This is a genomic window from Streptococcus parasanguinis, from assembly GCF_001073155.1.
In the GTDB taxonomy this organism is placed as follows: domain Bacteria; phylum Bacillota; class Bacilli; order Lactobacillales; family Streptococcaceae; genus Streptococcus; species Streptococcus parasanguinis_D.
Genome location: NZ_JVEE01000022.1, coordinates 1 through 12,047, shown reverse-complemented (window position 1 = coordinate 12,047; position 12,047 = coordinate 1). Strand labels below are relative to the sequence as shown.

Annotated in this window: 10 protein-coding genes and 1 pseudogene; 7 read left to right on the top strand and 4 right to left on the bottom strand. The window is 38.1% G+C overall.

Features of this window, described 5'->3' with window-relative positions:
• Positions 1–87: 87 nt before the first annotated feature.
• Positions 88–714, bottom strand: a complete 627-nt coding sequence (locus ADH92_RS02980; protein ID WP_049496979.1) for a hypothetical protein — start codon at positions 712–714, stop codon at positions 88–90.
• Between the two features lie 767 nt (positions 715–1,481).
• Here ADH92_RS02980 and ADH92_RS02975 point away from each other — a divergent pair.
• Positions 1,482–1,856, top strand: a complete 375-nt coding sequence (locus tag ADH92_RS02975) for a hypothetical protein (RefSeq protein ID WP_049496976.1) — start codon at positions 1,482–1,484, stop codon at positions 1,854–1,856.
• 234 nt (positions 1,857–2,090) lie between these two features.
• Here the strand turns inward: ADH92_RS02975 and ADH92_RS02970 are convergent, their stop codons facing one another.
• Entirely contained in the window at positions 2,091–3,173 is a 1,083-nt protein-coding gene (locus ADH92_RS02970) for a M24 family metallopeptidase (RefSeq protein WP_003015591.1), read from the bottom strand.
• Positions 3,174–3,333: 160 nt separating this feature from the next.
• On the opposite strand from ADH92_RS02970, the gene ccpA reads away from it, so the two are divergent.
• Positions 3,334–4,338: a catabolite control protein A gene (gene ccpA, locus ADH92_RS02965; RefSeq protein ID WP_049485660.1), complete on the top strand. Its 1,005-nt coding sequence runs from the start codon at positions 3,334–3,336 to the stop codon at positions 4,336–4,338.
• Between the two features lie 161 nt (positions 4,339–4,499).
• Here the strand turns inward: ccpA and ADH92_RS02960 are convergent, their stop codons facing one another.
• The gene (locus ADH92_RS02960; protein WP_024055141.1) at positions 4,500–5,090 is read right to left on the bottom strand and encodes a TetR/AcrR family transcriptional regulator; all 591 of its coding nucleotides are present in this window, start codon (positions 5,088–5,090) and stop codon (positions 4,500–4,502) included.
• A gap of 156 nt (positions 5,091–5,246) precedes the next feature.
• On the opposite strand from ADH92_RS02960, the gene ADH92_RS02955 reads away from it, so the two are divergent.
• The 5 genes and pseudogenes from ADH92_RS02955 (at position 5,247) to thrS (ending at position 10,557) form a co-directional block, all read left to right on the top strand.
• The gene (locus ADH92_RS02955; protein ID WP_049485661.1) at positions 5,247–5,834 is read left to right on the top strand and encodes a class I SAM-dependent methyltransferase; all 588 of its coding nucleotides are present in this window, start codon (positions 5,247–5,249) and stop codon (positions 5,832–5,834) included.
• Between the two features lie 102 nt (positions 5,835–5,936).
• On the top strand, positions 5,937–6,935 hold the full coding sequence (locus tag ADH92_RS02950; RefSeq protein WP_049496972.1) for an LTA glycolipid anchor biosynthesis glycosyltransferase, IagA/BgsA family: 999 nt from the start codon (positions 5,937–5,939) through the stop codon (positions 6,933–6,935).
• A 1-nt stretch (position 6,936) separates the two neighbouring features.
• Positions 6,937–8,259, top strand: coding sequence for a glycosyltransferase family 4 protein (locus tag ADH92_RS02945; protein ID WP_049496969.1), 1,323 nt, complete (start codon positions 6,937–6,939; stop codon positions 8,257–8,259).
• Between the two features lie 112 nt (positions 8,260–8,371).
• A pseudogene (locus ADH92_RS11250) lies at positions 8,372–8,517 on the top strand (AAA family ATPase); the annotation flags it as partial.
• A 96-nt stretch (positions 8,518–8,613) separates the two neighbouring features.
• A complete protein-coding gene (gene thrS / locus ADH92_RS02940; protein WP_049496966.1) occupies positions 8,614–10,557 on the top strand; it encodes a threonine--tRNA ligase in 1,944 nt (647 codons plus the stop codon).
• 70 nt (positions 10,558–10,627) lie between these two features.
• Here thrS and ADH92_RS10480 read toward each other — a convergent pair.
• A protein-coding gene (locus ADH92_RS10480) for an IS3 family transposase (protein WP_148131347.1) occupies positions 10,628–11,991 on the bottom strand; the annotation gives its coding sequence in 2 pieces (ribosomal slippage) (positions 10,628–11,550 and positions 11,550–11,991; 1,365 coding nt in all).
• Between the last annotated feature and the right edge of the window lie 56 nt (positions 11,992–12,047).

Below are 12,047 nucleotides of genomic sequence, written 5' to 3'. Positions count from 1 at the left end.
CCTACTCAACTGTGCGGAGGTGGGACGACGAAATCGAATTCTAACGAATTACCGATTTCTGTCCCACTCTCTAAAATGAGATAATACTTAGTACATGAATATTAAGGCGTAATATAAATTTAAAAAAATATCACGTACATAAGAAGTTGAACCGACTTTTCGTCCATTTGAATAAGTGACTACGACTTCTTTAATTTTTCTTGATTGAGCAGGGTCATAATATTGAGTTAATTTTACGGTAACTTTACTGTTCACTAAAGAAGCACCCCCAAGTGCAAGACTTGCTCCACTAGTATAAGAGCTTGCTGGACTCGGTATTAAAGCAATCAAACCTAAGATAAATGATTGTACTGACTGGAGATATTCTAAATTATATGTGACGGTTGTGACATAATTCCAAACACCAGGACGAAGTCCTGAAGCAACTAAGAAATCAGTACTAGAAAATGCTGGTATATAATCAGCACCATTGTCATTGTTTATGTCAACATAAGAGAGTGTACCATCAATATCTGTGAGTAAGCCAGTATCTCTGTTTAAATAAGCTGATAAACCTGTTTCTTGATTAGTTGCAGAAATTACATTCCCATTTTCTGTAACTGTATAATTTCCAACATTATATATATCAGCATTTACTGGTTTGGAAAATATAAAGCAAAATATAACTCCTAAAGACAGAGCTATTAGTACCCAAATACTTCTCCTAGCTTTCATAACCTTACTTCTTTTCTAATTTTACTATATTGGTTAAAAAAACAATAATCCCTAATATGCCAGAAAGTACTAAAAAATATTCCCATTTTTAAAACCATAATATGATAAAATTATACTACCCAATATTAAAACAATAGAAAAAAATAATCCCAAATTTTTCATATTATAACTTGCTCCTTTCTCTTTGCTAAATTAAACCACACAAAGGATAAAAATGTTAAATCTTTATTGTTGTATTATAATTTATCTAGTGGAACTAGTGCTTTTTTAACATAAGTAAATATTACCCTTTACATATATTAAGTAAACACTCAAATTTTCTATTGAATAAGAATAAATGCTAGTATTAATTAACAATGCATCTTTTAATCCTTTTCATTTAAACATGACGGGGAGTCATATACCTACTTCTCTTCTCTCTATAATAATCGAAGCGCTTTTATCTAGTTGTATTGTATCTCTAAAGGATTTAAAAACCAATGATTAGAATAACAAAATAGAATAAATTTCTCAGAATGTATACAAATCCTATCTGCAGTAAAAAAATTGACCTGTTGGAGGTTGTTAGTTTTATAGTGAAAACTCTTAGGAATACTGATGTATCGCTATTCTTAAGAGACTTTTACTTTCTCTAGTAAAAGACAAAGACTGAAGAAAATTTTCCAAAATGGACTTTTTCTTCAGCCTGTATATTTCTAAATTTCTATTCTTAGTATATGTATTAAATAACTGTAATATTTTTCTAGTATAATATTATTAGAGGAGGCTTGCAAAATGAAAAACTAATTACTTTGTTAATTATAGGAATTGCTACTATATTTCTAATATCGTGTTCCAAACAAAATACTCTTAATGGAAAGTATTATGATATTTATGATGGTAAAGCTAAACTTATCTTAGAGTTTAATGAAAATGGTGGAAGATTCTACGAGATTGAAACTCGTGCTATAACTAATGTTGATACAAAAAACAAGAGTTTTACATTTTCTGTTAATAGTCGTGACATTGTCGTTACCTATGATTTAAAAGCAGGTGGTAATTTAAAATATGATACAGGCAGTTATTTTACTTCTAGCAATAAAAACACTGCATACAAAAAGGATAGTGAAGCTTATAAAAAGGCACTAAAAATCACCAAATGAGGTGTTGGTTTAGTGTACACTTTTTTTCACTAAACTTTAGTTCAAAAAGAAGGCAATTCCCGTAGTTTAACTATGGAATTCAATCAAATACCTTGATATACTTCACAAATGGTAGAAAAGGACTTAGTCTTGTACAGTACAGAACTAAATCCTTTAATTAAATTATTTGTCTAATTTTTTTGGGTCAGTACACTTTAGTGACCTGATTCTTTTTTGTAATTGATTGCAAAAGGATTAGTCAAAGTAAAGTAAGTCTTTGCTGGTTTCTGTGAAGAGTCCAAATCCGTCTTTTGTGACGTAACCACAATCTTCAATACGGACACCGACTTTACCTGGAATATAGATTCCTGGTTCAACTGAGAAGCACATGCCTTCTTCAAGCACCATGTCATTTCCTTCCATAATAGAAGGGAATTCATGCACGTCCATTCCGATCCCGTGTCCGAGGCGGTGGTTGAAGTATTCACCATAGCCAGCTTTTTCGATGACGCTCCGTGCAGCACGGTCTACGTCATGTGCTGTTACACCTGGTTTGATCATGTCAATGGCTGCTTGTTGAGCTTCTAACGTCAAGTGGTAGATTTCTTTTTTGAAATCATCTGGTTTCCCAACAGCAACAGTACGAGTCATATCAGACGCATAACCATTCACCATACAGCCAAGGTCAAAGAGCAAGAGGGCATCGTTTTCGACTTTGTTGCTTCCAGGAATTCCGTGTGGGTTAGCTGCATTATTTCCAGTCAAGACCATGGTTTCAAAGCTCATTTCATAACCCAAGCGTTTGATACCAAAGTCGATTTCTGCTACGATATCAGTTTCAGTTTTATCCAGTGAGATGGCGTCGAATCCCATATTGACAGCCTTATCTGCGTATTGACCGGCAACCAACATTTTTTGGATCTCATCAGCAGATTTGATCAAGCGCATCCGGTTAATTCGTGGTGTCAAGTTGGTAAATGTTGCTTTTTCAAAGACAGTGCGCAAGCCATTGTATTTGGTAAGGATCAAGTTATCATATTCAAGTGCAACGGTTTTGGCATCTGGTTTTGCGATAGCCCCTTTAATCTTTTCCCAAGGGTTTTCAGAATCCACATAGCCAACCACTTGGAAATCGACAACTGCAGTCGCCCGTTCCACTTCAAGTGCAGGAACGAAGAGAAGTGGTTCGTGGTCAGTGTAGACGAACAAGAAGAGTTGACGTTCGTGGGGATCACTGTAAAATCCAGTCAGGTAATTGATGGTGACAGGATCGGATACAACAGCGACATCTGTTTTTTCAGTTTCAAGAAAATCGACGATTTGATCTAATTTAGACATAATGCTACCTTCTTTCTATGGATCTATTTTGTCAAATTTTCCCCAAAAAAGCAAGAGTTTACAAAATTTTACCAAAATACTTGAAAGTGTTTACAATACATGATAAAATAGGATTAATTAGAGAGTGAAAACGAAATTTTCAATAATGAAAGGAAATCTTATGAATACAGACGATACAGTAACGATTTATGATGTCGCCCGTGAAGCAGGGGTTTCAATGGCAACCGTTAGTCGTGTAGTGAATGGAAATAAGAACGTTAAAGAAAATACACGTAAAAAAGTATTAGAAGTGATCGAACGCTTGGATTACCGTCCAAATGCTGTTGCGCGTGGTCTTGCCAGCAAGAAAACCACAACAGTCGGTGTTGTGATTCCAAACATCACGAATAGCTATTTCTCTACCTTGGCTAAGGGGATCGATGACATTGCTGAAATGTACAAGTACAATATTGTTCTTGCAAATAGCGATGAAGACGATGACAAAGAAGTTTCAGTGGTAAACAACCTCTTTTCAAAGCAAGTGGATGGGATCATTTTCATGGGCTATCATTTGACAGAAAAGATTCGCTCAGAATTTTCACGCTCTCGTACGCCAGTTGTCCTTGCTGGGACAGTGGATGTTGAACACCAATTGCCAAGTGTCAATATCGACTACAAGCAAGCGACCGTTGATGCTGTTACACAGTTGGCAAAACACAACAAGAAAATTGCTTTTGTAAGCGGCCCATTGGTGGATGATATCAATGGAAAAATTCGTTTGACAGGCTACAAAGAAGCTTTGAAAGTGAAAAAATTGAGCTATAGCGAAGGACTTGTGTTTGAATCCAAGTACCGGTACGATGAAGGTTATAACTTGGCAGAACGCATCATTGCATCCAAAGCAACAGCTGCCTTTGTAACAGGGGATGAATTGGCTGCAGGTCTCTTGAACGGCTTGTCTGATAAGGGGATCAAGGTACCAGAAGACTTTGAAATTATCACCAGTGATGATTCACAAGTAACTCGTTATACGCGTCCAAATCTATCAACGATTGGCCAACCTTTGTATGACCTTGGTGCGATCAGTATGCGCATGTTGACCAAGATCATGCACAAAGAAGAGTTGGAAGAACGCGAAGTACTGTTGTCTCATACGATCAACCAACGTGGAACGACCAAAAAATAAGGATTAGTAGACTAGAGTCTCGACATGGGAAGACGTGTCTACTAGTCTAAGAGGCTAGAACAGAACTGTTCTAGCCTCTTTTTATATGTGTCATTAATCATAAATAATGATGAAGTGAAATTGAATGAGTGTTGGTTCAAATATTGATGTGTAAGTTACAATTAAATCGTTCTAGAGTTTGTTAAAATACCATACAACAAAATATGATGAATTTGTTTTGTTTCGTCTTCTATGTTTTTATTTGGAGATAGATGATTTCCTGTGCTATTGAGAGCACTCATGACGTTTAAAATAACCTCTGTTGACAAATCTTTAGCAATTATATTTTCATTTTTACCTAGCTCAATATATGCACGATATATTTCACGCTTTTTCTCATCTATCGCTTTTGTCATAAGTTTCGTAAAAGTAGGATCCTCTAACGTTTTTTCTTGAAAGTAGTTAGAAATCTGTTGGCTTATTTTTTTCTGACATAAAGCTAAGGCTTGATTTAATTTTGATTTATAATCTATATTACTGAGTAGAATGTTTTCAGCTTCTTGTATGATGTCTTTAAACAATTCATTAATACATAAAGCTACTAAATTATCTTTCTTATCAAAGTAATTGTAGATTGACACAGGAGAAACTTCTGCGACTTTTGCAATTGATTGTATACTTGTTTCTTTAAACCCTTTTTCTTTAAATAAAGAAAGAGCAGACTGAATAATAGCTTGCTTCTTTTTTTCTGTTGTTTTTTGATATTGATTCATTTGAACACTCCATTTGATATCAATTATAGCACAACTTTGAAATTTATCTCAGATTATTTCATTAATTCTTGACGATATCTGATATTTACAATACAATTAAGTTTGAAATATAATTAATGATATTTCAAACTTATAATAATTGAGGGAAGATATTTAATGTTAACTGAATTTCTTATTAAGCAGTCTCAAAAACCTAGTGGTCTTATTGGTAGAGTCATCACAAAAATATGGTCATTCTATTTTAAAAAACTTAGTCTTTGGGCGATTAAACAGACTACTATTTCAGATAATTATAGAATTTTAGAAATTGGTTACGGTGGCGGGAGTACTATCAAGAACCTTCTTGCTTTAAATAAAAATCTTGAGATTCATGGTATTGATATTTCTAAGGAATCATATAGAACTGCCCAACGTGTTCATTCAGATTCCATAAGAAAAGGTAGTGTCCAACTTAAGATTGGAAATGTGGAGAATATGCCTTATCAAAATAACTATTTTGATAGAATATTTGCTATTCAGACCCATATTTTTTGGAAGGATATAAAAAAGAGTTTTCAAGAAGTTTATAGAGTCCTGTCCAGCAATTCTACTTTGATAATTGCTTCTGAAAAAGAAAAAATACATTATCATATGACAGATTATCGTACAAGTCATGAATTTAGTCAGTTACTAACAAGTATTGGTTTTTCAAAAATTGAGGAAAAACAGAATCGCAATTGGATTTTGTATATCGTATATAAATAAAATAGAATTTTAAATTTCGAACAGAACTGTTCTAGCCTCTTTTTTATACTGCAAACAGGTAGAGACTTGCTGGGCACTCTTTATTTCGGTATAATAGAAGGTATGAAAGTTTTACTGTATTTAGAAGGAAAATCCGTATTACAAAAATCAGGAATTGGTCGAGCCTTGCAGCATCAAATGCATGCGCTTGATTTGGCTGGGATTCCGTATACGACAGATATTTTAGGAGATTATGATGTGGTGCATATCAATACCTATGGCCCACGGAGTTTCCTTTTGCTCCATGCAGCAAAGCGTCGTGGAAAGAAAGTCATCATGCATGGCCATTCAACCCGTGAGGATTTTGAAAATTCCTTTATCGGGTCTAACTTTTTTGCGCCCTTGTTTGGAAAGTATTTGGCTCACATGTACCAAAAGGCAGACTATGTGATCACGCCATCTGAATATTCTAAACACCTGATTCAGTCTTATGGGGTGACCACACCGATTATCGCGGTCTCCAATGGAATTGATTTGGAAAAATACAAGAAGGATCCGAAAAAAGAAGAGGTCTTTCGAAAGCATTTTAATATCCAAGAAGGCCAAAAGGTTGTCATCTGTGCAGGGCTTTATTTTAAACGCAAAGGGATTGAAGATTTCGTAGAAGTGGCCCGTCGCATGCCGGATGTTCGCTTTATTTGGCTAGGTTCTATCAACAAATGGATCATTCCGCGTAAGATTCGTCGTATCGTGGAAAAGGATCATCCTAGTAATGTGGAATTCCCTGGCTACTTCAAGGGAGCAGTCTTCCAAGGGGCTATGACGGGTTCAGATGCTTTCTTCTTCCCATCTTATGAAGAAACAGAAGGAATCGTTGTTTTGGAAGCCTTGGCCAGTCATCAGCACACGGTCTTGCGGGATATTCCAGTATACAATGGCTGGATTGACGATACGTCTTCTGAATTGTGCCATAATGTAGACGAATTTGTGGATTCCTTGAACAAGGTCTTGAACGGACAAGTAGACAAGCGGGAGGCAGGCTACAAGGTCGCTGAAAGTCGTTCGATCGACTTAGTGGCTTATCAATTGGTCGAAGCCTATCAAACAGTTTTGGAGATGTAAGATGCGTGTAGGGTTATTTACAGATACCTATTTCCCGCAAGTTTCGGGAGTGGCGACCAGTATTCGGACGCTCAAAACAGAATTAGAAAAATTGGGTCACACGGTCTTTATCTTTACGACAACGGATAAAGATGTCAACCGCTATGAAGATTGGCAGATCATTCGGATTCCAAGTGTGCCTTTCTTCGCCTTTAAGGACCGCCGCGTTGCTTACCGTGGATTCTCAAAGGCGCTTGCTATTGCCAAGCAATACCAGCTGGATATTATCCATACCCAGACTGAGTTTTCACTGGGCCTTTTGGGAGTGTGGATTGGACGCGAGTTGCGGATTCCAGTCATTCATACCTACCATACCCAGTATGAGGACTATGTCCGCTATATTGCAAGAGGCATGGTTATTCGCCCAAGTATGGTCAAATACATTGTGAGAAGTTATATGAATGATCTGGATGGAGTGATCTGTCCAAGTGAGATCGTCTATGACTTGCTCCAAAAGTACAAGGTTAAGGCAGAAAAACGCATTATTCCGACAGGGATTGATTTGGCCAAGTTTGACCGGCCAGAAATCACTCCGACAGAGACAGCAGCCCTTCGTGAAAAATATGAAGTCGCAGAAGATGAAACGCTTTTATTGAGCTTGTCGCGGATCTCTTATGAAAAGAATATTCAGGCTGTTATTGCGGCTCTTCCTGATGTCCTCAAGGTCAATCCAAAAGTTAAGTTGATCGTGGCTGGAGATGGTCCTTATTTGGATGATTTGAAAAAACAAGCGGCGAAACTGGGGATTTCAGATGCGGTTGTCTTTACAGGGATGATCCCACCAAATGAGACAGCTCTCTACTATAAGGCGGCTGACTTCTTTATTTCAGCTTCAACGAGTGAGACGCAAGGGTTGACCTATTTAGAGAGTATTGCAAGTGGTACCCCGATCATCGCTCATGGCAATCCTTATCTCGATCATGTGATTGATGATCCTATGTTTGGAAAGCTCTTTTATGAAGAGAGCGATCTGTCACAAGCAATTCTTGAAGCGATTGACGAGATGCCTGCAATCGATGAGACCAAGTGGGCGGAAAAGATCGATGATATTTCTGCAGCAACCTTTGGCCGTCGGGTCTACGAATTTTACCTGGATAAAATCATCTCTAAAGACTTCTCAAATGATTTGAATCCTGAACAAAGTCGGGTCAAGCGGATGTCTAAGACCATTGTGAAAATCCCGACCAAGGTGATTGCTCTTCCGGTCAATGGATCTGTGAAAATGATGAAGGCTTCGGTCAAACAAGTGAAGAAAATCCGGAAAATCACACATTTCTTTGATTGAAAATGAAACTTTTTCTTGCAAAATTTTTCAATCGTGCTATAATAACTGACAGAGACATATCAAATCTAGGAAATCTGATAGAGAGCGCGTGGGGCTGGAAATCGCGTAGAGGATAGGTTTGGGACTACTCGTGATTCTTTTATGCAAACATAAAACGGTGGCTACGTTAGAGCCAATCAGAGGTGTCCCTCTTTTTTGAGGAACATAAATGAAGGTGGAACCACGTTGCGACGTCCTTTCGAGGAGGTCGCTTTTTTTGATTTCTTAATGAAGACATCAAAAGGAGTGACGATTCCAATGTTCAAAGACACCTCCCACCCATTTAGCTACTAAAAACTTTATAAGGAGAAAATCATGATTAAGATTACTTTCCCAGATGGCGCTGTTCGTGAATTCGAATCTGGCGTTACTACTTTTGAAATTGCCCAATCTATCAGCAATTCTTTGGCTAAAAAAGCCCTTGCTGGTAAATTCAACGGCAAATTGATTGACACAACTCGTGCCATCACTGAAGATGGAAGCATTGAAATCGTGACACCTGATCACGAAGATGCTCTTCCAATCTTGCGTCACTCAGCGGCACACTTGTTTGCCCAAGCAGCTCGTCGCCTCTTCCCAGATATTCACTTGGGTGTCGGTCCAGCGATCGAAGATGGTTTCTACTACGATACAGACAACCAAGCGGGTCAAATCTCTAACGAAGACCTTCCTCGTATCGAAGAAGAAATGAAGAAAATCGTGAAGGAAAACTTCCCATCAATCCGTGAAGAAGTGACCAAAGACCAAGCGCGTGAAATCTTCAAAAACGATCCATACAAATTGGAATTGATTGAAGAGCACTCAGAAGACGAAGGTGGTTTGACTATCTACCGTCAAGGTGAATACGTTGACCTTTGCCGTGGCCCACACGTCCCATCAACTGGTCGCATCCAAATCTTCCACCTTCTTAACGTTGCTGGTGCATACTGGCGTGGGAATAGCGACAATGCGATGATGCAACGGATCTATGGTACCGCTTGGTTTGACAAGAAAGACTTGAAGAACTACCTTCAAATGCGTGAAGAAGCTAAGGAACGTGACCACCGTAAGCTTGGGAAAGAGCTTGATTTGTTCATGATTTCTCAAGAAGTTGGTCAAGGTCTTCCATTCTGGTTGCCAAATGGTGCGACCATCCGTCGTGAGTTGGAACGCTACATCGTTGATAAAGAAGTAGCAGCAGGCTACCAACACGTCTACACTCCACCAATTGCTTCTGTAGAACTGTATAAAACTTCAGGTCACTGGGATCACTACCGTGAAGACATGTTCCCACCAATGGATATGGGAGATGGAGAAGAGTTTGTTCTTCGTCCAATGAACTGCCCTCACCACATTGAAGTCTACAAACACCATGTGCATTCTTACCGTGAATTGCCAATCCGTATCGCTGAAATTGGGATGATGCACCGTTATGAAAAATCTGGTGCTCTGACAGGTTTGCAACGTGTGCGTGAAATGTCTCTGAATGATGGTCATACGTTTGTGGCTCCAGAACAAATCGAGGAAGAATTCAAGAAGATCCTTCAATTGATCATCGATGTGTATGAAGACTTTAACTTGACGGATTACCGTTTCCGCTTGTCTTATCGCGATCCTGAAGACAAACACAAATACTTTGACAACGATGAGATGTGGGAAAATGCTCAACGCATGTTGAAAGCCGCTGTTGATGATATGGGTGTTGAGTACTATGAAGCAGAAGGGGAAGCTGCCTTCTACGGACCAAAATTGGATATCCAAGTGAAAACAGCTCTTGGTAAAGAAGAAACTCTTTCAACTATCCAATTGGACTTCTTGCTTCCAGAACGCTTTGATCTTCATTACATTGGAGCAGACGGAGAAGAACACCGTCCAGTTATGATCCACCGTGGGGTTATCTCAACCATGGAACGCTTCACAGCGATCTTGATTGAAAATTACAAGGGTGCCTTCCCAACCTGGCTTGCGCCACACCAAGTAACCCTCATCCCAGTATCGAACGAAAAACACGTGGACTACGCTTGGGAAGTAGCTAAGAAACTTCGTGATCGTGGTGTTCGTGCCGATGTGGATGAACGCAATGAAAAAATGCAGTTCAAGATCCGTGCTTCTCAAACACAAAAGATTCCTTACCAATTGATCGTTGGGGACAAGGAAATGGAAGAGCAGGCTGTAAACGTTCGCCGTTATGGTCAAAAAGAAACAGAAACCATGCCGGTAGATGCATTTGTAGAATTGATTCTTGCAGATATTGCAAATAAATCTCGTGTTGAGAAATAAAACGATCACAGTCTGAGAAATATTTTTTAGTAAGAAAAAGCAACAACTATTTTGTATTGACCCCAAAAAGTTAGACAATTAATTTATCAAAGGATTTAGTTCTGTATTGCACAGGACTGAGTCCTTTTAGTTTTACCTTAATTCGTTTGTTGTTGTAATAATCAATATAGTCTACAATAGCTTGCTCCAATTGCTCAAGTGAGTGAAATGTCTTCTCATAACCGTAAAACATCTCAGACTTAAGAATGCCAAAGAAGGACTCCATCATGCCATTATCTGGGCTGTTTCCTTTACGTGACATGGACGGTTGGATTCCTTTATCCTCTAAAAAATGATGATAATACTGATGTTGATACTGCCATCCTTGGTCACTATGGAGAATAGTATTTGTGTAATGATCCTCACTGAAGGCCTGGTCTAACATAGATTTCACTTGTTCTAAATTTGGTGAAGTCGAAAGATTATAGGCGATAATTTCGCTATTAAAGCCATCTAAAACCGGCGATAAATAGAGTTTTTGACTGCTTGCTGGAATGGTAAATTCTGTCACATCTGTGTAGCACTTTTCCATTGGTTTGGATGCTTCAAATTGGCGTTGAATAAGGTTGGCTGCTTTCTTTCCAATCTCTCCTTGGTATGAAGAATACTTCCGTTTACGACGAATTCGAGCACTTAAACCAAGGACCTTCATCAGGCGTTGAACTCTTTTGTGATTGACCACATAACCACGATTTCTCAATTCAAGAGTCATTCGGCGAAAGCCATAATTTCCTTTGTGCTCAGTAAAAATAGATTGAATTTCAGCTTTAAGATCTTTATCTTTGTCAAACCTATCCAGTTGCTTCAACTGATAGTAGTAAGTTGAGCGAGGTAAACGAGCCGCTTCAAGAAGTAAATCTAGTCGAAATCCTCCTGAAGCCATTTCTCTAATTGTCTCTGCCTTTCTAGTTGTAAGGCTTCGTCCCTGACTTCTAGCTCTTTTAACTTTTTTAAGTAAGCCACCTCGGTACGTAAGCGTTCATTCTCTTCTTGGAGCCGCTCTAGTTCTGTCATTTCTTCCCAAGTTTTCTTACGTTTACGTCCCATTTTAGGTACTCTCCCTCTTGTTTTCTCAACAATAGTATACCCGTTTTTCTTGTATTGTGCCATCCAATTTGGAAGCATACCACGATTTGGGAGAGCATATTCGAGAGAAACTCTATCTTGAGACCAGTTTTCATGTAGAACTTTATCAATCATTTCTTGTTTTAATTCAGGAGAGTAGTAACGATTTTTTCCTTTTTTGACGAACTCTATTCCATAACAATCAATCAATTTAATCATGTACCTAAGATTAGAATTGTTTATCCCAAATTTATTTGAAAGTTGCTCTAAGCTATATCCTTGTTTTCTAAGTTCATAGATCTGAACTTTATCTTTATAAGTCAATTTCATAATAAAAACACCCCAAAAGTTAGATTTTTTCTGTCTAACTTTTGGGGTGCAGTTCA

Bases quoted from the DNA above. Each gene is read 5' to 3' on its own strand.
- ADH92_RS02980 (WP_049496979.1), bottom strand. From the start codon at position 714: ATGAAAGCTAGGAGAAGTATTTGGGTACTAATAGCTCTGTCTTTAGGA.
- ADH92_RS02970 (WP_003015591.1), bottom strand. From the start codon at position 3,173: ATGTCTAAATTAGATCAAATCGTCGATTTTCTTGAAACTGAAAAAACA.
- ccpA (WP_049485660.1), top strand. From the start codon at position 3,334: ATGAATACAGACGATACAGTAACGATTTATGATGTCGCCCGTGAAGCA.
- ADH92_RS02960 (WP_024055141.1), bottom strand. From the start codon at position 5,090: ATGAATCAATATCAAAAAACAACAGAAAAAAAGAAGCAAGCTATTATT.
- ADH92_RS02955 (WP_049485661.1), top strand. From the start codon at position 5,247: ATGTTAACTGAATTTCTTATTAAGCAGTCTCAAAAACCTAGTGGTCTT.
- ADH92_RS02950 (WP_049496972.1), top strand. From the start codon at position 5,937: ATGAAAGTTTTACTGTATTTAGAAGGAAAATCCGTATTACAAAAATCA.
- ADH92_RS02945 (WP_049496969.1), top strand. From the start codon at position 6,937: ATGCGTGTAGGGTTATTTACAGATACCTATTTCCCGCAAGTTTCGGGA.
- thrS (WP_049496966.1), top strand. From the start codon at position 8,614: ATGATTAAGATTACTTTCCCAGATGGCGCTGTTCGTGAATTCGAATCT.